Annotated in this window: 15 protein-coding genes and 1 pseudogene; 13 read left to right on the top strand and 3 right to left on the bottom strand. The window is 69.4% G+C overall.

Features of this window, described 5'->3' with window-relative positions:
* Positions 1 to 125: 125 nt before the first annotated feature.
* From secD to GKZ92_RS12530, 5 genes are read left to right on the top strand one after another with little or no spacing between them, the layout of a single operon-like run.
* A complete protein-coding gene (gene secD / locus GKZ92_RS12550; RefSeq protein WP_035751444.1) occupies positions 126 to 1,820 on the top strand; it encodes a protein translocase subunit SecD in 1,695 nt (564 codons plus the stop codon).
* Positions 1,817 to 3,022 carry a protein translocase subunit SecF gene (secF, locus tag GKZ92_RS12545; RefSeq protein WP_006356977.1) on the top strand — a complete coding sequence of 402 codons (1,206 nt, stop codon included), beginning with the start codon at positions 1,817 to 1,819 and terminating at the stop codon, positions 3,020 to 3,022. The genes secD and secF overlap by 4 nt, the downstream gene beginning before the upstream one ends.
* Positions 3,023 to 3,032: 10 nt before the next feature.
* Complete coding sequence (locus tag GKZ92_RS12540; RefSeq protein WP_155225316.1) at positions 3,033 to 4,748, top strand: ABC transporter substrate-binding protein; 1,716 nt, start codon at positions 3,033 to 3,035, stop codon at positions 4,746 to 4,748.
* Between the two features lie 23 nt (positions 4,749 to 4,771).
* Entirely contained in the window at positions 4,772 to 5,347 is a 576-nt protein-coding gene (locus tag GKZ92_RS12535) for an adenine phosphoribosyltransferase (protein ID WP_006356975.1), read from the top strand.
* 52 nt (positions 5,348 to 5,399) lie between these two features.
* Positions 5,400 to 7,763, top strand: coding sequence for a RelA/SpoT family protein (locus GKZ92_RS12530; protein ID WP_006356974.1), 2,364 nt, complete (start codon positions 5,400 to 5,402; stop codon positions 7,761 to 7,763).
* 108 nt (positions 7,764 to 7,871) lie between these two features.
* Here the strand turns inward: GKZ92_RS12530 and GKZ92_RS12525 are convergent, their stop codons facing one another.
* Entirely contained in the window at positions 7,872 to 8,792 is a 921-nt protein-coding gene (locus GKZ92_RS12525; RefSeq protein WP_035751448.1) for a peptidylprolyl isomerase, read from the bottom strand.
* A gap of 218 nt (positions 8,793 to 9,010) precedes the next feature.
* Here GKZ92_RS12525 and GKZ92_RS12520 point away from each other — a divergent pair, with 218 nt between their 5' ends.
* Both GKZ92_RS12520 and hisS read left to right on the top strand, forming a co-directional pair.
* Positions 9,011 to 9,760, top strand: a complete 750-nt coding sequence (locus tag GKZ92_RS12520; RefSeq protein ID WP_035751449.1) for an MBL fold metallo-hydrolase — start codon at positions 9,011 to 9,013, stop codon at positions 9,758 to 9,760.
* Complete coding sequence (hisS, locus tag GKZ92_RS12515) at positions 9,757 to 11,022, top strand: histidine--tRNA ligase (protein WP_006356971.1); 1,266 nt, start codon at positions 9,757 to 9,759, stop codon at positions 11,020 to 11,022. Before GKZ92_RS12520 ends, hisS begins: the two co-directional genes overlap by 4 nt.
* 51 nt (positions 11,023 to 11,073) lie before the next feature.
* Here hisS and GKZ92_RS12510 read toward each other — a convergent pair whose 3' ends face one another.
* Both GKZ92_RS12510 and ypfJ read right to left on the bottom strand, forming a co-directional pair.
* Positions 11,074 to 12,756, bottom strand: coding sequence for a DUF885 domain-containing protein (locus tag GKZ92_RS12510; RefSeq protein ID WP_035751450.1), 1,683 nt, complete (start codon positions 12,754 to 12,756; stop codon positions 11,074 to 11,076).
* Between the two features lie 12 nt (positions 12,757 to 12,768).
* A complete protein-coding gene (gene ypfJ, locus GKZ92_RS12505; RefSeq protein ID WP_035751687.1) occupies positions 12,769 to 13,626 on the bottom strand; it encodes a KPN_02809 family neutral zinc metallopeptidase in 858 nt (285 codons plus the stop codon).
* Between the two features lie 193 nt (positions 13,627 to 13,819).
* On the opposite strand from ypfJ, the gene aspS reads away from it, so the two are divergent.
* The 6 genes and pseudogenes from aspS (at position 13,820) to GKZ92_RS12475 (ending at position 25,780) form a co-directional block, all read left to right on the top strand.
* Positions 13,820 to 15,652, top strand: coding sequence for an aspartate--tRNA ligase (gene aspS, locus GKZ92_RS12500; RefSeq protein WP_035751451.1), 1,833 nt, complete (start codon positions 13,820 to 13,822; stop codon positions 15,650 to 15,652).
* 144 nt (positions 15,653 to 15,796) lie between these two features.
* A pseudogene (locus GKZ92_RS12495) lies at positions 15,797 to 19,314 on the top strand (transglutaminase family protein).
* Entirely contained in the window at positions 19,311 to 22,067 is a 2,757-nt protein-coding gene (locus tag GKZ92_RS12490; RefSeq protein ID WP_006356966.1) for a circularly permuted type 2 ATP-grasp protein, read from the top strand. Before GKZ92_RS12495 ends, GKZ92_RS12490 begins: the two are co-directional and overlap by 4 nt.
* On the top strand, positions 22,064 to 23,026 hold the full coding sequence (locus tag GKZ92_RS12485) for a transglutaminase family protein (protein WP_155225315.1): 963 nt from the start codon (positions 22,064 to 22,066) through the stop codon (positions 23,024 to 23,026). The genes GKZ92_RS12490 and GKZ92_RS12485 overlap by 4 nt, the downstream gene beginning before the upstream one ends.
* A gap of 131 nt (positions 23,027 to 23,157) precedes the next feature.
* Entirely contained in the window at positions 23,158 to 24,399 is a 1,242-nt protein-coding gene (locus tag GKZ92_RS12480) for a phosphotransferase (protein ID WP_155225314.1), read from the top strand.
* 7 nt (positions 24,400 to 24,406) lie between these two features.
* On the top strand, positions 24,407 to 25,780 hold the full coding sequence (locus GKZ92_RS12475; protein ID WP_035751454.1) for a replication-associated recombination protein A: 1,374 nt from the start codon (positions 24,407 to 24,409) through the stop codon (positions 25,778 to 25,780).
* The last annotated feature ends 50 nt before the right edge of the window (positions 25,781 to 25,830 follow it).

The following is a 25,830-nucleotide window of genomic DNA, read 5'->3' as shown; positions in this document are numbered from 1 at the left end:
GTCTTGCTGAGGTCTGCGTGCCCCGCTGCCATCGCGGCGCGCGCACGCAGACCTTCGGAGTCGGTGGGTCATGCGGTCAGAGTGCCCTCGGCCGGTTGACGTTCCCAAAGGAGACCTGAACAGCTGTGACAAGTCCTCGCTCGACCGCAAAGGCGGACAAGCCCGCCGGCAAGCGGTCGCGACCGAGTCGAGAGATCCCACCGTGGCGTCCGCTCGTGGCCTTCCTCGCTCTGCTCGCCGTCGTGTACGGGTTGATCTACTTCACCGGTCCCCGGACGCTCGAGCCCAAACTGGGTATCGACCTGCAGGGCGGAACCCGGGTGACGCTGACCGCGCGCACCGAGGACGGCAAGGAGCCGACCCGCCAGCAGCTCGACCAGGCCAAGCAGATCATCGAGCAGCGTGTGAACGGCCTCGGCGTGTCCGGTTCCGAGGTCGTCGTCACCGGCAACAACCTCGTGATCACGGTTCCCGGTGAGGACGGCGCGCAGGCCAAGTCGCTGAGTCAGACCGCGCGTCTGTATGTGCGGCCGGTCGTCGGCGCCACGGCGGCGACCCCGCAGCCGCCCAAGCCGGAGAACCAGGACGAGGACCAGGGCAACGCGATGCCCACCGAGGTGGCCGCGGCGGCGATCGCCGAACAGCGAAAGATCCGTCAAGCGCCCGGCGATGCCAAGCAGGAGCAGCTGGTCCCGCTGCAGGAGCAGATGGCGAAGATGGACTGTTCGCCGACCGCCAACGACCCGCTCCGCGGCAACGATCTGCCCGATCAGTACCTGGTGGCGTGTTCCACCGACGGTAAGGAGGTCTACCTCCTCGGTCCGCAGATCATCGACGGCCGCGACATCAAGGACGCGTCCGCCGGCACCGATCCGCAGACCGGCGAATGGGTCGTCACCCTCGAGTTCAAGGGCAAGGCCGCGGACTTCTGGCCCAAGTACACCGCCCAGGAAGCGCCCAACCGCACGCAGACCGCGTTCACCCTCGACTCGGCCGTCGTCTCCGCACCGGCCATCAACGAGCCGATCCCCGGCGGCCAGACCCGCATCAGCGGCAGCAGCGCCGACCCGTTCACCGAGAAATCGTCCAACGAACTCGCGAACGTGCTCAAGTACGGCTCACTGCCGCTGTCGTTCAACGCCTCCGACGCCGAAACCGTCTCCGCGACACTGGGTCTCTCGTCGCTGAAGGCGGGCCTGCTCGCCGGTGCGATCGGCCTCGTCGCGGTGTTGATCTACGCGCTGGCCTACTACCGCATGCTCGGCATCCTGACGATGCTGTCGCTGGTCCTCGCCGGAGCGATGGTCTACGGCATCATCGTCCTGCTCGGCCGCTGGATCGGATTCACCCTCGACCTCGCGGGCATCGCCGGTCTGATCATCGGTATCGGTATGACCGCGGACTCGTTCGTCGTCTACTTCGAACGCATCAAGGACGAGATGCGCGAGGGTCGGAGTTTCCGCTCGGCCGTGCCACGCGGTTGGGCGAGTGCCCGCCGCACCATCTGGTCGGGCAACGCGGTCAGCTTCATCGCCGCCGCGGTGATCTACATCCTCGCGATCGGTGAGGTGCGCGGCTTCGCGTTCACCCTGGGACTCACCACGATCCTCGACGTCATGGTCGTGTTCCTGGTGACCCACCCGCTGGTGGTCTACGCGAGCCGGTCGTCGTTCCTGTCCAAGCCGAGCGTCAACGGCCTCGGCGCGGTCAGCGAGGTGGCTCGCGAGCGCAAGGTCGCGGCCCGCCGCCAGGCCGAGGCCGCCGGCGTCGAAGCTGCTCGTGTCGACGCGTCCACGAGCGAGAAGGGGACTGTGCGATGACCCGTCCGGACAACCCGAACAAGGACCCGCGGGAGACCGGCAACACTGCGGTCGTCGAACCGCCGTCACCGTCCTCCGGTACCGATGCGGACTTCGTCTCCGACAACAGCCGCGGCTTCTTCGCCCGCCTGTACACCGGTACCGGCGCCTTCGAGATCGTCGGCAAGCGCAAGATGTGGTACATCGTCACCGCGGTGATCATGCTGATCTGCCTGGCGTCCATCGCGATCCGCGGCTTCACCTTCGGCATCGACTTCGAGGGCGGCACCCAGATGTCGGTGCCGGTCGCCTCGTCGGAGATCACCGCCGACTCGGTCGAGAAGGTCGTCACCGAGGCCCTCGGCGAGGAGCCCGAATCGGTCCAGACCGCCGGCGCCGGCAACAGCGCCACCGTGCAGGTGCGCACCGAGACCCTCGACCTGGCCCAGGCCGAGGCGGTGACCCGCGCGCTGACCGAGGAGTTCGGTCCCGCCCTGACGGCCTCCGAGGTCAGCATCTCCGACGTCAGCTCCACCTGGGGCCGCGAGATCACCGAGAAGATGGTCATCGCGCTCGCGGTGTTCCTCGTCATCGTGTTCGTCTACATCGCGGTCCGGTTCGACCGGGAGATGTCGATCGCGGCGATGGCGTCGTTGGTCTTCGACATCGTCGCCACCGCGGGTGTCTACTCGCTGGTCGGCTGGGAGGTCACCCCGGCCACGGTGATCGGTCTGCTGACCATCCTCGGCTTCTCCCTCTACGACACGGTCGTCGTGTTCGACAAGGTGCAGGAGAACACCCGCTCGGTGCTGCAGACATCCCGCCGGACCTACGGGGAGCAGGCGAACCTGGCGGTCAACCAGACGCTGATGCGGTCGATCAACACGACCATCATCTCGGTCCTGCCGATCATCGCGCTGATGGTCGTGGCGGTCTGGCTCCTCGGCGTCGGCACGCTGAAGGATCTCGGTCTGATCCAGCTCGTCGGCGTCGTGGTCGGCACGTACTCCTCGATCTTCCTGGCCTCACCGCTGCTGGTGACGCTGAAGGAACGCCGCGACGACGTGTCCCGGCACACCGCCAAGGTGCTGAACCGTCGCGCCGGGATCGAGTCGGGTGTGGCACCGAGCGCCGGCGCCCGCCCGGTGCGCCGACGCCGGGGCGCGGCCGACACGGATGACGCCGACCGGGTACCGACCGGCAAACGCCGTCGCAACCGCTAGTCTCACCCACGTGATCGTCAGGCACCGGGAGTTCATCAGGGCCCTGAGCCTGCTCGTCGGGATCGTCACGGGCGCGAGCGTCCTGACGGCCTGCGGCGACGACGGGCCGCCGACCATCGACTACGTGGTCGATGCCCATGTGACCAGCTACAACGCGAACACCGTCGACGGCAACGCCGACGGCGTGCTCATGGCGACCAGCCGACTGCTGCCTGGCTTCAGCCTGCTCGGACCCCAGGGGCAGGTCATCCCGGACCGCGACGTCGGCACCGTGACCCCGATCCCGGGACGGGCGCCGGCGCTGCGCTACGAGTTCACGCCCGAGGCGGCCTTCACCGACGAGGTCGCGCTCGACTGCGACGACCTGGTGCTGGCGTGGGCAGCGATGAGCGGACGCTTCCCGGGCTTCACGCCGGCGACGACCGCCGGGTACCGCGACATCGAGAAGGTGGAGTGCTCGCCCGGCGAGAAGTCGGCGACGGTCACGTTCGCGCAGGGGCGTGAATACCGCAACTGGCTGTCGTTGTTCGGCGCGGGCACGTTGCTCCCGGCGCACATCGTGGCCCGCGACGCCGGGCTCGCCAACGTCGTCGACGCCATCCGCGCGATGGACCGCGGCGCGCTGGCCCGTATCGCCACGGCCTGGAACACCGGCTTCGACCTGACCTTCGGTCCGGTCGACCACGCCCGGTTCCCGTCTTCCGGGCCATACCGCATCGACCGCTACTCGCGGTCGGGCGGACTGGTCCTGATCCCCAACGAATCATGGTGGGGGAACAAGCCCGAGACCTCGCGCATCGTGATCTGGGGCCGCGGAACCGATTCCACGCGACGGCTGCCCGACGGCAAGTTCGACGTCGTCGACGTCACCGCGGGCATCGTCGAGGGCGATCTCGCCGGGACGTCCGGACCCGACGGACCGGCCTCACCCGCCCGGGCGATCGGGGTCGAACAGATCGTGCTCGCCGGCAAGGGTGTCTTCGGGGACGTGCGGATGCGGCAGGCGTTCGCCTCGTGCGTGCCGCGCGCCGACCTCGCCCGCGACTTCTCCGGTGGCGCCACCGTGTGGAATCTGCGTGTCCTCGCGCCCGCCGACAACCTCGCGGGACCGATGAACCCCGAGTTCGGACGCGCCTACCAGAGTCCCGACCTCGAGCGGGCACGGAACCTGCTGCGCGCCGCGACCGGTCAGGGCGCGGCGGACGGGACCACGACCACCGCGAGTCTGCAACCGCGTCGCGTCCGCATCGGCTACGTGGCGCCGACCCTGCGCTGGCAGCAGATGGTCGCGGCCATCGCGGCGTCGTGCCGGGAGGCCGGCTTCGTGGTCGAGGACGTCGCCACACCCGACGTGCAGCCGCGCTCACTCGGCAAGGACGTCGACGCGGTGATCATGGCCAGTGGCGACTCCTTCGCCGCAGCCGGTGCCGCCGACCCGAGCCGTGATGCCTACTCGTTGCGCGGCGGCGACCCGCTCAATCTCTCCGGAACCCGGGATCAGCAGGTCAGTCGCGGGATCGATCAGTTCGCGGTCACGGTGTCCGAACCCGACCGGCTCCGGCTGGCCCGCTCGATCGAGAACGCGAGCTGGTCGTCGATGCCGTCGATACCCCTGTTCGCGTCGCCGCGTATCCGGCAGTGGAAGGATCAGGTGGGTGGTGTCGCAGCGGGACTCAGTCGCGCCGGCACCGGATGGAACATGGATCGATGGACGATCCGCCAGTGACGGCAAGTGACAGGGGAGTTCTGATGGGCGGCGTGGTACCCGAACGGACCGCGGAGGCGGTGACACGTGCCCAGGCGGCGATCGCCCGGCACACCCGGCTCGTCGACGACTTCCCGAGCCCCGGGATCGCCTTCAAGGACCTGACCCCGGTCCTCGCCGATCCCGAGGGGTTGTCCGCGATCGTCACCGCGCTGACCCACGGCTGCACCGAGATCGACCTCGTCGCCGGTATCGACGCCCGCGGGTTCCTCCTCGGCGGCGCGGTCGCCCGTGAACTCGAGGTCGGGGTCCTCGCGGTGCGCAAGGGCGGCAAGCTGCCGCCTCCGGTTCATGCTGTCACCTACAGCCTCGAGTACGGCTCGGCGACCCTGGAGATCCCGGCCGACGGCCTCGACCTGACCGGGCAGCGTGTGCTGCTCGTCGACGACGTCCTGGCCACCGGCGGTACGGCGGTCGCTGCGGCGGATCTGCTCAACCGCACCGGGGCGAGCGTCGTCGGTGTCGCGGTGATCATGGAGCTCGTCGGGCTCGGCGGGCGCGACACGATCGCCGGCGGCCTCGGCCCGCACGTACCGGTCCACTCGGTGGCGCTCGACTGACCGTCGGGGATCTAGACTCGGAAAGACCACGACAGACGGAGGAGGACCGGTTATGCCCGATGAATCCGGCACGGCTCAGCACTCCGTGACTCCCGCGGCCGACGCCTCGGACGACGCCGTCGGCGCACCGACCTCGACATCGGCCTCGGCCTCGACCTCCCCGTCCGCCTCGCGGCGTGTCCGCGCCCGTCTGGCCCGCCGGATGACGGCGACGCGCAGCCAGGTCCGGCCGGTGCTCGAGCCGCTGGTCACCCTGCACCGCGAGATCTACCCGAAGGCCGACGTCGCCCTGCTGCAGCGGGCCTACGACGTCGCCGAGGAGCGTCACAGCGGGCAGAAGCGCAAGTCCGGTGACCCGTACATCACCCATCCGCTGGCGGTCGCGACGATCCTCGCCGACCTCGGCATGGACACCACGACCCTGATCGCCGCGCTGCTGCACGACACGGTCGAGGACACCGGTTATTCGCTGCAGGCGCTCGAACGCGACTTCGGGCAGGAAGTGGCGCACCTCGTCGACGGCGTGACCAAACTCGACAAGGTCGCGCTGGGCAGTGCGGCCGAGGCCGAGACGATCCGCAAGATGATCATCGCGATGGCGCGTGACCCGCGCGTCCTCGTGATCAAGGTCGCCGACCGGCTGCACAACATGCGGACGATGCGTTTCCTCCCGCCGGAGAAGCAGGCGCGCAAAGCCCGCGAGACGCTGGAAGTCATTGCGCCGCTTGCTCATCGACTCGGTATGGCGACGGTCAAGTGGGAACTCGAGGACCTCTCGTTCGCCATCCTGCACCCCAAGCGCTACGAGGAGATCGTGCGCCTGGTCGCCGACCGCGCCCCGTCGCGCGACACCTACCTCGCGCGGGTGCGGGCCGACATCAACAACGCGTTGTCCGCGGCGCGAATCCAGGCAACCGTCGAAGGCCGACCCAAGCACTACTGGTCGATCTACCAGAAGATGATCGTCAAGGGCCGCGACTTCGACGACATCCACGACCTCGTCGGCATGCGCATCCTCTGCGAGGAGGACCGCGACTGCTACGCCGCCGTCGGCGTCGTCCACTCGCTGTGGCAGCCGATGGCCGGACGCTTCAAGGACTACATCGCGCAGCCGCGGTTCGGCGTCTATCAGTCGTTGCACACCACCGTGATCGGGCCCGAGGGCAAGCCGCTCGAAGTCCAGATCCGCACGCACGAGATGCACCGCACCGCCGAGTTCGGCATCGCCGCGCACTGGCGCTACAAGGAGAGCGGTTACCGGAAGTCGGGCAAGAAGTCCGACACCGCCGAGATCGACGACATGGCCTGGATGCGCCAGCTGCTCGACTGGCAGCGTGAGGCCGCCGACCCCGGCGAGTTCCTGGAGTCGCTGCGGTACGACCTCGCCGTCCGCGAGATCTTCGTCTTCACGCCGAAGGGCGACGTGGTCACGCTGCCCGCCGGGTCGACGCCGGTCGACTTCGCCTACGCCGTCCACACCGAGGTCGGGCACCGCTGCATCGGTGCCCGCGTCAACGGCCGGCTGGTCGCCCTCGAACGCAAGCTCGAGAACGGCGAGGTGGTGGAGGTGTTCACCTCCAAGGCGCCGACCGCCGGGCCGTCGAAGGACTGGCAGACGTTCGTGGTGTCGCCGCGGGCCAAGGCCAAGATCCGCCAGTGGTTCGCCAAGGAACGGCGCGAGGAGGCCCTCGAGACCGGTAAGGACGCGATCGCCAAGGAGGTCCGTCGCGGCGGACTTCCGTTGCAGCGCTTGCTGTCCGCGGAGTCGATGGCGGCGATCGCGAAGGAGCTGCGGTACAACGACGTCACCGCGCTGTATGCCGCGGTGGGCGAGAACCACGTCTCCGCACGGCATGTCGTCAACCGCCTCGTCGCATCCCTCGGTGGCATCGAGGATGCGGAGGAGGCCCTCGCGGAACGGTCCACCCCGTCGACGATGCCGACCCGCTCGCGTCAGGGCGGGGATGCCGGCGTGGTCGTCGACGGCGTCGACAACGTCGTGATCAAACTCGCCAAATGCTGTACACCCGTACCAGGTGACGACATCATGGGCTTCGTCACCCGCGGCGGCGGCATCAGCGTCCACCGCACCGACTGCACCAACGCGACCTCGCTGCAGCAGCAGTCCGAACGCATCCTCGACGTGTCGTGGGCGCCGTCCCCGGAATCGGTGTTCCTGGTCGCGATCCAGGTTGAGGCACTCGATCGTCACCGCCTGCTGTCCGACGTCACCAAGGTGCTCGCCGACGAACGCGTGAACATCCTGTCGGCGTCGGTCACCACCAGCCGCGACCGGGTCGCCATCAGCAAGTTCACCTTCGAGATGGGCGACCCCAAACACCTCGGCCACGTACTGAACGTGGTCCGCAACGTGGAGGGCGTCTACGACGTCTACCGCGTCACCTCGGCCGCGTAGTCGGACCCCGGAAGGTAGTCGGACCCCGGAATCCAGAAATCCCGTTGCGTTTTGTCTCGGAATCCGGGACAAAACGCAACGGGATCTCCGTCGGCGCAGCGGGTTTGGTCAGTCGATGACCGCGGTCTCGATGGTCACCGGGGTCTTCGGCTTGCCGTCGCCGGGCTGGCTGCCGGCCGGGCCCGGGGTGATCCCGCCCTCGTAGACCTTGTCCAGCACGGCGAGTCCGGGCTCGTCGACCTTGCCCACGATGGAGTAGTCGGGACCCAGCTCGCTGTCGTTGATGACGATGAACAGCTGGCTCGACCCGGTGTTGGGGTTCTGGCCGCCCTGGCTGCTGTTGGCGATGGCCACGGTGCCGCGCGGGTAGACGACCGGCTGCGATCCGCTCATCGGATCGGGCTGTCCGACCTTCTTCAGGTCGGTCGGCGGCTCGTCGGGGCTGGTCCAGCCGGGACCGCTCATGCCGGTGCCGGTCGGGTCGCCGCACTGCAGGATCTTCAGCTTGTCGCTGGTGGTCATGCGGTGGCAGGTCGTGTCGTCGTAGAACTTGTTCTCGATCAGCGAGGTGACCGCGGCGACGTTGCAGGGGGCGCCGTCACGTTCCAGGGTGATCGGCAGAACACCCTGGGTGGTCGTGAAGGTGGCCTGCTCGGTACCGGACTTCAGGACCTTGTCGTCGGGCTTCGGGGACTTGCGTTCGTTCTTCGCCGCCGCCTTCAGCTCGTCGAGTTCGGCCTGGTACTGCGGCCGCTGATCGGCGGGCACGTTGTCGGGCACCTGGTCGGGAAGCTGGTCGAACCGGCTCGGGGAGTCCTCGAACGCACAACTGGTCCAGCGTGCGGCCTCGCGGTCGTCCATGATCTTCTTCACCACGACGGCGGTCACGCCGGCGACGACGGCGACCACGACGGCGGTCGAGACCGAGGCGATGACGATCTTCCGCTTCCGACGGGCGAGGCGTTCGGTTTCGAGGCGTTCCTCGAGCTTCCGCTTCGCTGCCTCGCGGCGCTCCTCATTGGTGGTCACGCGGGTGGATCCTCCTGAATCTCGGCATAGTCGTGCCGACAATCTGCGCGGATGTCACTTACTCGAGAGGCAAGTCTGCCAGTTGTACCTGAGAACAGCGTTCAGCGGGTGTTGGAGTGGGGTCTCGCGGCCGGGGAATCGGTGCGTGGAGAACCGGCTGTCGGTCGCCGTGGGCAGCTAGGACACAATGGAGGGACCCGCGACCCTCGAGGAGTGCCATGCTGATCACCGGATTCCCCGCCGGCATGTTCCAGACGAACTGCTACGTCGTGGCGGCCGAACCCGGGTCGGATGCGGTGATCATCGACCCCGGCCAGGACGCCGCGCCCCGCGTGCGTGAACTGCTCACCGAGAACGATCTCACCCCGGTCGCCGTCCTGCTCACCCATGGCCACCTGGACCACACCTGGAACGCCACGCAGCTGTGCGACGAGTACTCCATCCCCGCCTACATCCATGCCGCCGACCGGCCGATGCTCACCGATCCCGGCCTGGGCATCGGACGCGCGCTGGGCGCGATGATCGGCGACGAGAAGTTTCGCGAGCCGGAGAAGGTCATCGAGTTCTCCGACGGAGAACCGGTCGAGCTCGCCGGCATCCACTTCTCGGTGGACCTCGCACCCGGCCACACCCAGGGATCGGTCCTGCTGGGCATCGAGGTGACCGTGCCGGGGGAGTCCCCGTCCGACACCCCGACGAGGGTGCAGGTCCGCTTCGCCGGCGACGTCCTCTTCGCCGGCTCCATCGGCCGCACCGACCTGCCCGGCGGCAGCCATCAGCAGCTGCTCGACTCCATCGCGGCGAAGCTGCTGCCGCTGCCGGACGACACCCTGGTTCTCCCCGGCCACGGGCCGCAGACCACCATCGCGCAGGAACGTGCCACCAACCCCTTCCTGGCCGGCCTGCGGGCTCCGGGAACCGACACCACCATCGCGACTGATCGACCGAAGGGACGACACGGACTGTGAGCGGAGCATTTCAGGCACCCCGGGGCATCCCGGACTACTTCCCGCCGAACTCGGCGGATTTCCGGAAGGTGCGGGACACGCTCACCGACGCGGCGCGTCGTGCGGGATACGGGCACATCGAGCTGCCGATCTTCGAGGACACCGCGCTGTTCGCCCGCGGCGTCGGCGAATCGACCGACGTCGTCAGCAAGGAGATGTACACCTTCAACGACCGCGGTGACCGGTCGGTGACGCTGCGCCCCGAGGGCACCGCGGGTGTGGTGCGCGCGGTCATCCAGCACGGCCTCGACCGTGGACAGCTGCCGGTCAAGGTCTGTTACGCGGGTCCGTTCTTCCGCTATGAGAAGCCGCAGACCGGTCGCTACCGCCAGCTGCAGCAGGTCGGCGTCGAGGCCATCGGCGTCGACGACCCGGCACTCGACGCCGAGGTCGTGGCCGTCGCCGACGAGGGGTACAAGCGTCTCGGACTGTCCGGCTACCGCCTCGAGATCACCTCGCTCGGCGACGACGCGAGCCGCCCTCGCTACCGGGAGGCGTTGCAGGATTTCCTCTTCAAGCTCGACCTCGACGAGGCGACCCGAAAGCGTGCCGAGATCAACCCGCTGCGCGTGCTCGACGACAAGCGCCCGGAGATCAAGGAGGCGACCGCGAACGCGCCGCTGCTGATCGACTACCTGTCCGATGAGGCGAAGGCCCACTTCGACCTCGTGCTGGCCAACCTGGACCGGCTCGGCGTGGCCTACGAGATCAACCCGCGACTCGTGCGCGGCCTGGACTACTACACCAAGACCACCTTCGAGTTCGTCCACGACGGCCTCGGTGCACAGTCGGGCATCGGTGGCGGCGGCCGGTACGACGGCCTCATGCGCCAGCTCGGCGCCAAACAGGACCTCTCGGGTATCGGCTTCGGCATCGGCGTCGACCGCACGATGCTGGCCCTCGAGGCCGAGGGAGTCGCGGGCACGCAGGCGGCGCGCTGTCAGGTCTTCGGTGTCCCGCTCGGTGCGGACGCCAAGGCCGAACTGGTCGGTGTCGCAGGCGCATTGCGCGCGGCCGGGCTCAGCGTCGACCTCGCCTACGGCGACCGCGGACTCAAGGGCGCGATGAAGGCCGCCGACCGGTCCGGTGCGCGGCTGGCGCTGGTGCTCGGCGAGAACGAGCTGGCCGAACGCCAGGTCGAGGTCAAGGACCTGAGCAACGGTGAGCAGCACCGTATCTCACTCGATGACGTCGTCGTCGAGGTCACCCGGCTGCTTGGCTGACGTCCGCGCGACCCGCTGAAAAACGCCCCTGGCATCCGCCAGGAGCGCTTTTCAGACGTCGTTGTCGGGGCCGGTCATCTCCTCGGCCAGGACGTCAAGTGACACCCCGCCCAAGGCCAGCGCGCGGGTGTGGAAGTCCTTGAGCGTCCACTCCGGGTGGGCGCTGAGGGCGGCGTGCCGGGTCTGTTCCCAGACTCGTTGTCCCAGTGCATAGGACGGTGCCTGGCCGGGCCAGCCGAGGTATCGGTCGAGTTCGAAACGCAGCACCGAGTGGTCCATGGCCACCGAGGCGGTCAGGAACTCCCACGCCTTGTCGGCATCCCAGATCCCGCCGCCCAGGGACTCCGGTGCGGGCAGACGGCAGTGCACGCCGATGTCGACGACCACGCGTGCCGCGCGTAGCCGCTGTGAGTCGAGCATGCCCATGCGGTCGCCCGGGTCCTCCAGCCAGCCCAGTTCGTCCATCAGCCGCTCGGCGTAGAGCGCCCAGCCCTCACCGTGCCCGGAGGTGAAGGACGCCAGCTTGCGCCAGGTGTTCAGGTCGGGATCGACGATGGCCGAACCGAGTTGGAGGTGATGGCCCGGGACGCCCTCGTGGTAGACGGTCGTCTTCTCCTGCCAGGTGTGGAAGACGGTCTGATCGTCGGGCACCGCCCACCACATGCGGCCCGGCCGGGACAGGTCGGCGGTCGGCTGGGTGTAGTAGATGATCCCGGTCGACGACGGCGCGAGGCGGCATTCGAGCCGGGACAGGCGGGCGGGGACGTCGAAATGCCGGCCGGCGAGTCCGGTGACGGCAGCGTCGGAGGTCTCCTGCATCCAGTCGACGAACTCGTGGCGGTCGTGGATCTGGTACTGCGGCTGGCGATCCAGCCAGGCGAGTGCCTCGTCGACGCCGCGGCCGGGGAGAAGTGACTCGGCGATCTCGTGCTGTTCGGCGACGATCTGCTCGAGGCGGGTCAGCGCCCAGGCGTAGGCGTCCTCGGGGTCGGCGTCGGCACCGAGGTACGCCGGCAGGTGGAGCAGGTAGCGATCCCGGCCCACCGCGTCGTCGTCGACGGAGGCCGGCAGGACCTCGGTCTCGAGATAGTTGGCGAACGTGCCGAACGCGGTGCGGGCCGCGTCGAGGGCGGTGCCGAGCGTGCCGGCGAGCGCCGGGTCGGCGGCGATGGACGCGGTGTTGTCGGTGATGGCGTCGGTGGCCGAATCGGCTTGTCGCACCACGGCCGCCACCTGTCGGCGCGCAACCGGGGGGCCGTGCCGCAGGCGGTGCGCCAGCCCGTCGACGGCGCGGTTCAGCGCACCCGGGATCGCAGTGAGGCGGGCGAGGAACACCTCGCGGTCGGTCCGGGTGTCGGTGGGCATCAGATCGAAGATGTCCCGCATCGCCTGCAGCGGCGAGGCGATGACGTTGCACTCGCCGATGTGCTCACCGGCGTCGGCGAGGGCGAGTTCACGACGCAGTGACGCAGACATCGTCGCGACCGTCACCCGGTCGACGGCGTCGACGACGGGTGCTTTCGCAAGTGCCGCCAGGGTGTCGGCGGCGACCGCGGCCCGCTCGGCACATGCCTGCGCGGAGAAGTCGGTCAGGGCATCGTCGTGGTCGCCGTGGCCGATCTCGGTACCGAGCAGGGGATCGAGCTCACACAGTCGATCCAGGTGCGCCTCGGCGATCGCATCCACCTCGGTGCGTTCGCGCGGGCTCGTGGGGGTCGCGGCGGTGGGGGTCATCTCGAGGTCGCGTCAGAGATCGTTGGTCGCGAAGGTGTCGCACCGGTTGGGGTCACCGGACCGGTACCCGATGCCGAACCACTTCGCGCGTTGCGTGGCCGATCCGTGCGTCCAGCCCTCCGGGTTGGAACCCGGGCCCTGGATGGTGTCGTCGCCGATTGCCTTGGCGGTCTGGATGACCGAGGAGATCTGCTGCTCGGAGATCGGGGCGAGCAACGCGTCGGGGCCGTTGTCGGCGTGGTACGCCCAGACACCGGCGAGGCAGTCGGCCTGCAGCTCCACGCGTACCGAACCCGACCGCGGTCCCTGCGAGCCCATCCGCTGCCCCTTGGCCAGGGCGCCGGTCAGGTTCTGGATGTGGTGTCCGTACTCGTGGGCCACCACGTACTCCTGGGCGAGCGGCCCGTCGCTGCCACCCATGCGGCGCAGCTGGGTGAAGAAGGACGGATCGAAGTACGCGGTGCTGTCCGCGGGGCAGTAGAACGGCCCGGTCGCCGCACTGGCCGCGCCGCACCCGGTGTCGACCGAGTCGGCGAAGATGACCGTCTTCGGCGGCTGGTAGCCGGGCATGAGCTCCGACCACACGTCGTCGAGGCTGACGGTGGTCGCCTTGATCCGGCAGATGGTGTTCTCGTTCGCCATCTCCCAGGTGCAGGAGTCGAGCTGCTGCTGGATCTCGGCGGCACCCGACGAGGTGCCCTGCTGAGGGGCCTGGCTGCCGAGGAGTTCACCGGGGTTCACGCCGAACAGCAGCGCCACGATCGTGATGATGAGACCCGCACCACCGCCGAGCGCGATCCGCCCGACACCGCCACCGCCGCCGCCGGAGACGTTGCCGGTGTCGATCGATCCGCTGCCTTGGAATGTCACGCGGTCATTCTGGCACGCCGCGGTGCGCGGACCGGGCATCTCCGGGTGGCCGGGTTCAGGACACCGACGCCGATGCGGCACGATGGGTACCTGGCCTGCGTTTCCACCGGGTCACGAACAAGCCGACACAAACAACGCCTCCGTCGCCGCCCGCGAGACCGGGCCGGCTGCACGACGTTGGGAAGGACTCTCAGTGCTCCGCACGCATTCCGCAGGTTCGCTGCGCCGGGCCGACGCGTCGCAGACCGTCACCGTCGCCGGTTGGGTCGCGCGCCGACGCGACCACGGCGGTGTGGTGTTCATCGACCTGCGCGACTCCACCGGCCTGGTTCAGGTGGTCTTCCGCGAGGAGTCGGTCGCCGCGGCCGCCCACCGCCTGCGCGCCGAGTACTGCGTCGCCGTCACCGGCGTGGTCGAGGTCCGTCCCGAGGGCAGCGAGAACCCCAACCTGAGCTCCGGCGAGATCGAGATCAACGCCGTCGAACTCGAGGTGCTCAACGAGTCGGCGCCGCTGCCGTTCCAGCTCGACGAGTCGCCGGGCGAAGAGGCGCGGCTGCGTCACCGCTACCTCGACCTCCGCCGCGAGGGTCCGAGCGCCGCCCTGCGCCTGCGGTCGAAGGCCAACGCCGCCGCCCGCGGTGTCCTCGCCGCCCACGACTTCGTGGAGATCGAGACCCCGACGCTGACCCGCTCGACGCCCGAGGGCGCCCGTGACTTCCTGGTGCCCGCGCGCCTGCAGCCCGGCACCTTCTACGCCCTGCCGCAGAGCCCGCAGCTGTTCAAGCAGCTGCTGATGGTCGCAGGCATGGAGCGCTACTACCAGATCGCGCGTTGCTACCGCGACGAGGATTTCCGCGCCGACCGCCAGCCCGAGTTCACCCAGCTCGACATCGAGATGAGCTTCGTCGACCAGGACGACGTCATCGCGGTCGCCGAGGAGATCCTGGTGGCGCTGTGGAAGCTGATCGGCGTCGACATCTCGACCCCGATCCCGCGCATGACCTATGCCGACGCGATGCGTCGCTACGGCTCGGACAAGCCGGATCTGCGATTCGCCATCGAACTCGTCGAGTGCGCCGAGTATTTCGCGAACACCCCGTTCCGCGTCTTCCAGGCCCCGTACGTCGGTGCCGTCGTCATGCCGGGCGGGGCGTCGCAGCCGCGTCGTCAGCTCGACGCCTGGCAGGAATGGGCCAAGCAGCGCGGCGCCCGGGGTCTCGCGTACGTGCTCATCGCCGAGGACGGCACGCTGTCCGGCCCGGTCGCCAAGAACCTGTCGGAGGAGGAGCGCGCCGGTCTGGCCGCCCATGTCGGCGCGAAGCCGGGCGACTGCGTCTTCTTCGGAGCCGGCGAGGTCAAGCCGACCCGCGCCCTGCTCGGTGCGGCGCGCGGCGAGATCGCCTCGAAGCTCGGTCTCATCAAGCAGGATGACTGGGCGTTCGTGTGGGTCGTCGACGCACCGATGTTCGAACCGACCGCCGACGCCACCGCGTCCGGTGACGTCGCACTCGGACATTCGGCCTGGACCGCGGTGCACCACGCGTTCACCTCGCCCAAGCCGGAGTCGATGGAGAAGCTCGACACCGATCCGGGCGAGGCACTGGCCTACGCCTACGACATCGTCTGCAACGGCAACGAGATCGGCGGCGGCTCGATCCGTATCCATCAGCGTGACGTCCAGGAACGCGTCTTCGAGATCATGGGCATCGGGCACGATGAGGCACAGGAGAAGTTCGGCTTCCTCCTCGACGCCTTCGCCTACGGCGCCCCGCCGCACGGCGGCATCGCCTTCGGCTGGGATCGCATCACCGCGCTGCTCGCCGGTGAGTCCTCCATCCGCGAGGTCATCGCCTTCCCGAAGTCCGGCGGCGGCGTCGACCCGCTGACCGATGCACCCGCGGCGATCACCCCGCAGCAGCGCAAGGAGTCGGGCATCGACGCCAAGCCGGCACCGCGCGGCGGAGCCGAGCGGGCCGATGGCGCCCCCGAGAAGGCGGCCGAGCAGAAGGCAGCAGCCGACAAGTAGATTCCCAGAGCAACGAAAAGCGGTGGCCGAGCGTGAGTTCGGCCACCGCTGTCGTCTGTGCGCGATCGCCGACGGGCGGCCGCTGGGCATCTGTGGTGTGATCACTCCCATGTCTGCGAGCGCGTGCACTCCGGAGGTATGCCGGTGACGATCAAGGTGGCCCTCGAGCACCGGACGAGCTACTCCTTCGATCGCCCGACGAAGATCTACCCGCACGTGGTCCGGCTGCGCCCGGCACCACATTCGCGGACGCCGATCGAGGCGTACTCGCTGAAGGTCGAGCCGGGGAGCACTTCCTCAACTGGCAGCAGGACGCGTTCAGCAACTACCTCGCGCGGCTGGTGTTCCCGGAACCCTCGACCACGCTGAGCATCACCGTCAGCCTCGTGGCCGACCTGACCGCGATCAACCCCTTCGACTTCTTCATCGAGGACCGGGCCGAGCACTACGGGTTCGAGTACCCGGAGGAGCTGCGCCGCGACCTGGAGATCTTCCTGCGCCCGGTCGGTGTCGGCGAGGGCGAATTCGCCGGTGCGCCGGTGCATCCGGAGGTCGCCGCGTTCGCCGCGAAGCACAAGCCGGTCGGCAGGACACGCGTCATCGACTTCCTGGTGGCGCTGAACAGCGCGGTACGCGAGGCGGTCGGCTACACCGTGCGTCTCGAGGCGGGTGTGCAGACACCCGAGTTCACGCTGTCGAGTGCGATCGGTTCCTGTCGTGACTCCGCCTGGCTGCTCGTGGCCCTGCTGCGCGAACTCGGTCTCGCGGCGCGGTTCGTGTCCGGCTATCTCGTGCAGCTGACCTCCGACATCAAGTCGCTCGACGGCCCGTCGGGTCCCGACGCCGACTTCACCGACCTCCACGCGTGGACCGAGGTGTACCTGCCCGGTGCCGGCTGGGTCGGATTGGACCCGACCTCCGGCCTGTTCGCGGGGGAGGGACACATCCCGCTCGCGGCGACACCGCATCCGGTGGGCGCCGCACCGATCACCGGCGCGACCGGCCCCTGCCACGCCACGCTCGATTTCTCCAACACCGTCACGCGCTTCCACGAGGATCCGCGCGTCACCCTGCCGTACACGCCCGAGCAGTGGGATCGCGTCGTCGACCTGGGTGCGCTCGTCGACGAACGCATGGAGCGCAACGATGTGCGTCTCACGATGGGTGGCGAGCCGACCTTCGTCTCCATCGACAACCAGACCGCGCCCGAGTGGAACACCGCCGCCGACGGCCCGCACAAACGGCTTCTGGCGTCCCGGCTCGCCGAACGTCTCAAGGCGGCCTACGCGCCGCAGGGCCTCATCCAGCGGAGCCAGGGCAAGTGGTATCCCGGAGAACCGTTGCCGCGCTGGCAGATCGAGATCATGTGGCGTGCCGACGGCGAGCCGATCTGGCGTGATCCGGACCTGCTCGCCGACCCGTGGTCGACGCCGGAACAATGCGCGTCGGCGATCGAGACCGAGACCTACGGTGCCCACCCGGACACGACCGTCGACGCCGAGCCCGCACAGAAGCTGCTGACCGCCTTCGCGACCGACCTCGGCCTGCCCACCGACCAGGTGATGCCGGCCTACGAGGACCCGCTGGTGCGCATGCGCGAGCTGGCCGCCATGCCGCCCGGAGACCCGGGCGACGACCCGACCCTGCCCACGGCCCGGAAGTTCGCCCAGTCGGAGTTCGACGTCGACCTGGAGACCCTGGAGGACGGCGACGAGGAGGAGCTGGCGCCCGAGAAGGACTCGGTGGCGCGACGCCGTTCACTGTTGGCCCGGCTCGACGCCGCGGTCGACGACCCCAGCGCCTACGTCCTGCCGCTGAACCGGTCGGAGGACCGGACCGCCTGGCAGAGCGCGGTGTGGTCCCTGCGACGCGGCCGCATCGTCCTCACCCCGGGCACCTCGCCGGCGGGTCTCCGTCTGCCGCTGAACTCGTTGTCGTGGGGGCCGGCGCCGACCATGTTCGAGGCCGACCCGACGGCGCGACGCGAAGCACTTCCGGCCGACCCGGCTGAAGCACTCGGCCACTCCGTACGCGCGGTGGACCCGTCCGAGTTCCTGCCGCGCACGGCGGTGGTCGCCGAGGTCCGCGACGGCGTGACCTATGTGTTCATGCCGCCCACCTCGACCGGCGAGGAGTTCCTCGCCCTCATCGAACTCGTCGAGGGCGCCGCCGCGGCGACGTCGACCCCGGTTGTCATCGAAGGCTATGGGCCGCCGTCGGATCCGCGTCTCACGTCACTGTCGGTGACCCCCGACCCCGGCGTCATCGAGGTCAACATCCAGCCGACGGCGAGCTTCGCCGAACAGTCCGAACTGCTCGAGTCCCTCTACGACCACGCCCGCCAGGTCCGGCTCGGCACCGAGAGCTTCGACCTCGACGGCAGTCACGGCGGCACCGGCGGCGGTAACCACATCACGCTCGGCGGGACGACGCCGGCCGACTCGCCGATGCTGCGCCGCCCCGACCTGCTGGCGTCGATGCTGACCTACTGGCAGCGACACCCGTCGCTGTCGTATCTGTTCTCCGGCCGCTTCATCGGCACCACCTCGCAGGCGCCGCGCGTCGACGAGGGCCGGGAATCGGCGCTCTACGAACTCGAGATCGCCCTCGCCGAGATCGACCGGCTCGCCGCCACGGTCGCGGACCCGCGTGGGACCGGCCCCAAGGGCGCCCACAGCGCCGACGAGCCCGATACGAACGCACCCAATCCGTGGGTCACCGACCGTGCGCTGCGGCATCTGCTCACCGACATCACCGGCAACACCCACCGCGCCGAGTTCTGCATCGACAAGCTGTACAGTCCTGACTCGGTCCGCGGCCGTCTCGGCCTGCTGGAACTGCGCGCCTTCGAGATGCCGCCGCATCACCGGATGGCGATGGTCCAGTCGCTGCTCGTACGCAGTCTGGTGTCGTGGTTCTGGGAGAAGCCCTACCGCGCCCGGCTCATCCGCCACGGCGGCGACCTGCACGGCAAACATCTGTTGCCGCACTACGTCATCGAGGACATCGCGCTCGTCGCCGAGGAGCTCCGTGAGGCGGGCTACCCGTTCGAGACCGCCTGGCTCGACCCGTTCACCGAGTTCCGTTTCCCGCGTCTGGGAACCGTGCAGATCCGTGATCAGGAAGTGGAACTCCGCGGTGCCATCGAACCCTGGAACACGCTGGGGGAGGAGTCGACCGGAACCGGCACCGCCCGGTACGTCGATTCCTCCGTCGAGCGGGTCCAGGTGCGTGTCCTCGGCGGCGAGGACGACCGGTACCTGTTGACCTGCAACGGTTTCCCCATCCCGCTTCGGTCCACCGGCCGCACCGGCGAACGGGTCGCCGGCATCCGGTTCCGGGCCTGGCAGCCCCCGAGCGCTCTGCACCCGTCGATCAGCATCGACACCCCGCTGACCTTCGACCTCGTCGACACCGTCAACGGCCGGTCGGTGGGCGGTGCGACCTACCACGTCGTCCACCCGGGTGGTCGCGCCTACGACCGCCCGCCGGTGAACGCCGTCGAGGCCGAATCGCGTCGCAACGGGCGCTTCGAGGCGTCGGGTCACACCACCGGCACCGTCGACGTCGGATTGCTCCGGGAACGACAGGCCCGGCAGGCCATCGACTTCGGGGTCCCCGGGATCCTCGATCTACGGCGGGCACGTACAGTTCTCCGGTGACCTCTCCACCGGGCAACGCTTCCGCGGTGTTCGATGCATCCACGGTTTTCGACCGTTACCGTGACGAGGGTTACACGCTCTTCGACGTCGCCGGAACCGGCGATCCCGACCTCGTTTCCGGGGCCCACTACGACGAGCTCCTCGACTCCGCCGGCATGGTCCGTCCCGCGTGGGAAGACCTTGTGCGGCTGTATCAGCGGCGCGGTGACAGCCGCCTGCGCGAGTCCGCGGACCGGCTCGCCGCGGCCGTCCGGGACGACGGCGTGGTCTACAACGAGTTCGACGGTCAGACCACCCACACCCGCGACTGGGACATCGATGCGGTGCCGCTCCTCGTCGACGGCGTCGAGTGGGCCGAGCTGGAGAAGGCGATCACGCAGCGCTCGATGCTGCTCGATCTGCTGCTGCGCGATCTCTACCGCGATCAGAAGACCATCACCTCCGGTCTCGTGGCGCCGGAGATGGTCTTCGGGCACCCCGGTTACATCCGCAAGGCGGCGCGCCTCGAGGTCGCCGGACCCCATGCCCTGTTCCTGCACGCGGTCGACATCTCGCGGTCCGCCGACGGTCGGTTCGTGGTCTACCGCGACCGCACCCAGGCCCCGTCGGGCATCGGTTTCTCGATCGTCGGCCGGCGCCTGCTGACCAAGGCCCTCCCGCAGCTCTTCCAGGCGTGCGCGCCGCGCCCGGTGACCGGTTTCGCCGGGACGATGCGCCTCGCGCTCGCCGAGTACGCCCCACCCGGTGTCGACGATCCGACGGTCGCCGTGCTCAGCCCCGGCAGCATGTCCGAGACCGCCTTCGACCAGGCGTATCTCGCGTCGGCGCTCGGCTACCCGCTGGTCGAGGGTGCGGACCTCACCGTGCGCGACGGCGCGGTCTACATGCGCTCTCTCGGCAGGTACAAGCGGGTCGACGTCCTGCTGCGCCGGGTCGACGCCGCCTATGCCGACCCGCTCGATCTGCGGACCGACTCCCGGCTCGGCGTCGCCGGTCTCGTCGAGGCGATCTCGCGCGGCAACGTCACGGTGCTGAACACGCTCGGTTCCGGTGTTCTCGAGAACCCCGCCCTGCACACGGTGCTCGAACGACTCGCACCCGTCCTGCTCGACGAGGAGCTCGCGCTCGGCTCGGTCAGCACCTACTGGGCCGGAGATGACCTGGAGCGCAGCAAGATCCAGAGCCGCGTCGGATCGCTTGTGCTCACCAACACCCGGACCGGCGAGGAGTTCGTCGGCCCGCTGCTCGACGCGCGGACCCGGGCCGAGGTCGTCGCGCGGATCGACGCGCAGACCTGGCAATGGGTCGGACACGAACTCGACGCCTACTCGGTGGCGCCGACCGTCACCACCGGGACACGACCCGGACGCCACACCACCGCGCTGCGCGCCGCACCCGTGTCGATTCGCGCGTTCAGCGTCGCCCAGGGTCCCACCTACGCCGTGATGCCCGGCGGCCTCGGCGCCGTCCTGGCCGACGGCGTCGAAGGGGCCGCCCACCACGTCGTGTCGGCCAAGGACGTCTGGGTCACCAGTACCGAGGTCGGCGGACATGTGTCGCGTCGTTCGGAGACCCGCGTCGAACCGGCCGGTGAGGTCATCCCGGAGGCGGGGCGTCCCGTCTCGCTCGAGTACTCCGAGGTCGCGGCCGCCGCGAGTCCGCGTGTGCTCGCCGACCTGTTCTGGCTCGGCCGCTACGCCGAACGCACCGAGCAGGTCACCCGCCTCGCGAAGGTCTCCCGCCAGCGCTATCAGGACTTCCAGTACCGGCCGTGGATGTCGGGTACCCCGGCGGTGCCCCTGCTGCTCCATGTGGTCACGACGATCACGGGGACCGACGGCTACCTCGACACCGCGGATCTGGTGCTGTCGGGCACCGACCGGCAGCCCTCGCCGGAACAGGTCAACGAGGCCATCGAGAAGATCGCCGACCTGACCGTGGCCCGGTCGATCCCGGGTTCGGTCGCCTACTCGGTCGACCGCCTCGTCGGCGCCGCGCGCGCCGTTCGCGACCAGATGTCGACCAGCACGTGGATGGTCCTGGCGCCCGTCGAGCGGGTCGTCGCGAGTACCGCGCGTCTGGTCTCCCGGTCGCGGGCGGATTCCGCCGACGCGGGCACCGAGGGTCTGGGCGACGCCGCCCTCGACCTCGGTCCGGACCTCGCGCGGGCGCACGAGGAGATCCTGCACGGTGTTCTCGCCCTGACCGGACTCCAGGAGGAGTCGATGGTCCACGACCCGGGCTGGATGTTCATGGACCTCGGTCGACGCATCGAGCGCGCGATCACCCTCGCCGACCTCACCCGGGCGATGTTCACGCAGGCCCACGACACCGACACCGAACAGGCGCTGCTTGAGTCGTACCTCGCCGCCAACGAGTCCTCGGTGATCTACCGGCGCCGCAACCGCGGTCTGTACCGCTTCTCGAGTGTCGCCGAGCTGCTGCTGTTCGACCCGACCAACCCGCGTTCGATGATCTTCCAGCTCGAGAAGATGAACCACGACCTGACCTCGGTCCCCGAACCGCTGCGCTCGGCCGGGGCCGAGCGAGGGGTGCAGGACATGATCGCCGAACTGCGCCGGAGCGGTCCGGCCGACCTCGCCGGCGTCGACTCGCAGGGTCGGCGGACCGACCTCGCCGACCTGATGACCACACTGCGAACCGGTTCCCGTGAACTGTCCGACCTGCTCAGCAGGACCCGCTTCGCCGTGCCGCGCCAGGCGCAGCCGATCTGGGGCGGGGGTGAGATGTGAGCACCCGCGTCTACCGGGTCATGCACCGGACCCGGTACACCTACAACGACGACGTGTCCTCGTCGTACGGCCGTTGCTACCTGACCCCGCGCGACCTGCCGGGACAGCGGGTGCTCTCGGCCACCGTCGACATCGAACCAGAGCCCGACGACCGGTCGACGGGCATCGACGTCTACGGCAACAACGACAGCTACTTCCACGTCCGCACTTCCCATCGGGAACTGACGGTGACCGCGCGCTCGGTCGTCGAGGTCGACGGCGTCGACCAGGGCATGATCATCGGTCCCGCGGCGCGCGCACCCTGGGAGTCGGCGCGCCCGGCGGTGGCCGGTAGTCGCGAGGCCGCGGTCGCCGCCGAGTTCGTCATCGATCTCGATCCGCCGGAGATCACCGCGTCGGTACGCGACTATGCGTCCCGGGTGTTCACCCCGGGACGACCGCTGATCGAGGCCGTCACCGACCTCACCACCCGGATCTTCGACGACTTCACCTACCGCTCCGGATCGACGGCGATCTCGACGAGGGTCGACACGGTGATGCAGCGGCGCGAGGGTGTCTGCCAGGACTTCGCCCGGGTCGCGATCGCGTGTCTGCGCTCGGTCGGGCTCGCCGCCCGCTACGAGTCCGGGTATCTGGCGACCGATCCGCCACCGGGCAAGGAGAAGATCTTCGGCGCCGACGCGAGCCATGCGTGGGCGGCGGTGTGGATGCCCGACGGCCGCTGGCTGCCGTTCGACCCGACCAACGACAAACTGGTCGACGAACGCCACGTCACCCTCGCCTGGGGCCGCGACTACGACGACGTCCCGCCGCTGCGCGGGGTCATCTACACCGACTCGACCAAGAGCCACATCGACGTCTCGGTCGACGTCAGTCCGGTCGAGGACGAATCACCCGACCCGGCCGGCGCGACCCCTCCGGTTGTGTCCACCGAGGGCGCAACCCGGCACGAATTGTGAGCCGGTCCGCTAAACCCCTGGGAGGCACCGTAATCGGCGCGTCTGAATCGTCATTCACCAATCCCGAGGTCGTACAGAAGGATGAACACCGGTGTTGCAACACAGTTGCAACGGGTACCTTGGGATACGACATGACGGTCATTACTGAAAGCCGCATCACCAGCGTGGTGCGGGCGGCAGAGGCGCTGCTGTCACACCGCGCCGGTTCCTCCGTAGTCCTCGACGACCCGGAGGACCTCGGTGGTAGCGGCCGTACGACGGTGGTTCGGGTGAGGGTGGCGCAGAACCCCCTCAGCCTGGACCGTTCGCTGGTGATCAAGGCGCTGCCCGAGCACGAGGACCCGCAGGCGTTCCACCGGGAGATCGCCTCGTACAAGTACGCCACCGCGCTCCCGAACGAGTCGCGGCCGGGTCCGCAGCTGATCGCCTCCGACCCCGACCTGCGCCTGATGGTGCTCTCCGACCTCGGGCACGGCCGCTCGATGCTGGAGTACCTCGACGGCGTCGACCCGGTGGAGACCTCCCGCGCGGTGAGTGCCTGGGGCCAGGCCCTGGGCCGCATGCACGCCGCCACCGTCGGCGGCGAGATCGACTTCGACGCCCTGGTCCGCCGCGGCAGGTCGGGCACCGAGGGACGCGACATCCTCCGGGACGAGGCCCGACGCTCCGTCGAGGCACTGGCCGGACACGCCGCCGCGCTCGGCGTGCAGGTGCCGGACCGCGTCCTCGAGGCACTCGAGACCGCGGCCGCCCTGTTCGACGATGGTGAGCACCGCGCATTCAGTCCGTCGGACGTGGGCCCCGAGAACATCATGCTCAACGACGACGGCGTGCAGTTCATGGACTACGAGTGGGGCGGTTTCCGCGACGCCACCCTCGACATCGCGTACGCCGTGGTGACCATGACCGCCCAGCTGCCCGCGCGCGCCGCGGCGCGCGCCACCGACCTCGAGGTGTCGATGGTCGACGCCTGGCGGTCGGAGGTGAACCCGATCTGGCCGGCCCTCGCGCACGAACGCGAGATGCAGCGCAAGGTGCTCGTCGCCCGGCTGCTGTGGGTGTGGCTGTCGACCGCGTGGATGCTGCCCGCCGACACCGATTTCATCGCCACGGAGAACGCGGTCGGTGCGGACTCCGACGCGAGCCTCGAGATGACCCCGTTCGACCCCGAACTGCAGGGCTCCGCCGCGGGCACCCCGACCGAGAGCACCGGCGGATTCACCCACGACTGGGCACTGCACACGAACGATCCGCGTGTACTCGTGTCCCGCTGGACCGACCTCGCGGCCGCCGCCGGTCGCGCCGGTGAGGACGCGATCGCCGACTTCGCGACTGCAACGGGTCTCGCGTTGCAGCGCATCTGGATGGCCTGATCGGCTCGTGGACGGATTGTTCGACCCGCCCGTGGATCCCCGGGCCGGAGCCGGTGGGCCGACGCCCGGCGCCGACGGCCTGACCGCGGCACCGAAACCGACGGCACCGCTCGCGGTCCGCATGCGTCCGCAGACCCTCGACGAGATCGTCGGCCAACAGCACCTGCTCGGGGACGGCTCGCCGCTGCGTCGCCTGATCAGCGGCGTGGGCGCGGCGTCGGTGCTGCTCTACGGCCCGCCCGGCACCGGCAAGACGACGATGGCGTCGCTGATCGCCCGCGCCACCGGCGGCCGGTTCGAGGCGTTGTCCGCCCTGTCGGCGGGAGTCAAAGAGGTGCGCGCCGTCATCGACGTCGCCCGTCGCCGGCTCATCGACGGTCAGCAGACCGTCCTGTTCATCGACGAGGTCCACCGCTTCTCCAAGACCCAGCAGGACGCTCTGCTCGACGCCGTCGAGAACCGGATCGTGCTGCTCGTGGCGGCGACCACCGAGAACCCGTCGTTCTCCGTCGTCGCACCCCTGCTGTCACGGTCCCTCGTGTTGCAGTTGCGGTCGCTGACCGACGACGACATCCGCGAGGTCCTCACCCGGGCCGTCGCGGACCCGCGGGGCCTCGACGGGCAGGTCGAGGTGACCGAGGCCGCCTACGACCACCTGGTCGCGGTCGCCGGCGGCGATGCCCGGCGGGCCCTCACCGCGCTCGAGGCCAGCGCCGACTCGGCCACCCACGTCGACCTCGCCGACGTCGAGACCGCGATCGACCGCGCGGCGGTGCGCTACGACCGCGACGGCGACCAGCACTACGACGTGACCAGCGCGTTCATCAAATCGATCCGCGGCTCCGACGTCGACGCCGCCGTGCACTACCTGGCGCGCATGATCGCGGCGGGGGAGGACCCGCGCTTCATCGCCCGGCGCCTGATGATCCACGCGAGCGAGGACATCGGCATGGCCGATCCCACCGCGCTGCAGACCGCGGTCGCCGCCGCCCAGGTGGTCAACCTCGTCGGCATGCCGGAGGCCAAACTGGCCCTGACCCAGGCGACCATCCACCTGGCGACCGCACCGAAGTCGGCCGGCGTGGTCTCGGCGATCGGCGCCGCACTCGCCGACGTCGAGGCGGGCAAGGCCCGGGCGGTGCCCGCCCACCTGCGCGACAGCCATTACGCCGGTGCCAAGAAACTCGGCAACGGCGTCGCCTACCGGTACCCGCACGACCATCCCGACGGCGTGGTGCCCCAGCAGTACCCGCCCGACGAACTCGTCGGCGTCGACTACTACGAGCCCACCGATCACGGGCTCGAACGTGAGATCGGGCCGCGCGTGGCACGCCTGAGATCCATCGTCCGGGGTGCCGTCACACGTCGCCGATCCCGCTGATCACGCCGGATGTGCCGGGGTATGACGCCCGGGACCGGTTCCGCGACGCG

Source organism: Gordonia sp. 135, from assembly GCF_009720185.1.
Lineage (GTDB): Bacteria > Actinomycetota > Actinomycetes > Mycobacteriales > Mycobacteriaceae > Gordonia > Gordonia alkanivorans.
This window is presented reverse-complemented; position numbering and strand designations above follow the sequence as displayed.